The sequence below is a fragment of the Klebsiella sp. MS 92-3 genome (genome assembly GCF_000195655.1).
GTDB lineage: Bacteria > Pseudomonadota > Gammaproteobacteria > Enterobacterales > Enterobacteriaceae > Klebsiella > Klebsiella pneumoniae.
Genome location: NZ_GL882839.1, coordinates 37978 through 38933 on the forward strand (window position 1 = coordinate 37978; position 956 = coordinate 38933).

Below are 956 nucleotides of genomic sequence, written 5' to 3' on the forward strand. Positions count from 1 at the left end.
GTGGGGGGGGGGGGGGGGGGGGGGGGGCCCTGCCGCTGGCGGTGCTGGGCATTAAAAAGCAGTTCGACGCCTGGGAACCGGGTCACCACACCGGCACCTTCCGCGGCAACCAGCTGGCGATGGCCACCGGCCTGACCACCCTGCGTCATCTGCGCGACAACAAGATCGCCGACAAAGTCGCCGCCCAGGGCGAGTGGCTGAAAGGTAAACTGGCCGAGCTGCAGAAACGCTACCCGGTGATTGGCCACGTTCGCGGTCTCGGTCTGATGATCGGTATCGAAATCGTCAAGCCGAACGAAGCGCAGGATCACATGGGCTGCTACCCGGCTGATGGCGAACTCTCTGCCCTGCTGCAGAAGAAATGCTTCGAAGCGGGCCTGATCCTCGAGCGTGGCGGTCGTCACGGCTGCGTGCTGCGCCTGCTGCCGTCCCTGCTGATCAGCGACGCGGAGCTGGACGTGTTCCTCGACAAATTTGAACAGGCCCTGCTGGCCGCCGGCGTAAAACCGGTCTGAGTGGAGTAAGTGACCGCCATGTCCACATTGAATCCGATTCTTGCTGGTTCAGCGCAGAGCGTTGAAGCCTATCAGCAGGTTATCGAGCAGACCAGCCAGGCCGTTGTGCAGTGGCTGAAGCAACCTGAGATGTATCAGGGGAAAAGCGTTGACGAGCTGCGTGAGCGTATCTCCCTTGAATTTAACGAACAGGGTTTGGGTAACCAGGCGGCGATTGATCGTGCGATCGAGTACTTCCTGAAAGACAGCCTGTCGGTGCATCACCCGCAGTGCGTGGCGCACCTGCACTGCCCGAGCCTGGTGATTAGCCAGGCGGCGGAAGTGCTGATTAACGCCACCAACCAGAGCATGGACTCCTGGGATCAGAGCCCGTCGGCAACCATTATCGAGATGAAGCTGATCGAATGGCTGCGCGCCCGGGTCGGTTTTCCGGGCGGGGGG

Annotated in this window: 1 protein-coding gene and 1 pseudogene; both read left to right on the plus strand. The window is 61.6% G+C overall.

The features are described 5' to 3' along the window. Positions 1 to 515: aminotransferase class III-fold pyridoxal phosphate-dependent enzyme (locus HMPREF9538_RS07190; RefSeq protein WP_009485828.1), on the plus strand; the 515-nt coding region annotated here is incomplete at its 5' end. 9 nt (positions 516 to 524) lie between these two features. Next, a pseudogene (locus tag HMPREF9538_RS07185) lies at positions 525 to 956 on the plus strand (aspartate aminotransferase family protein); the annotation flags it as partial.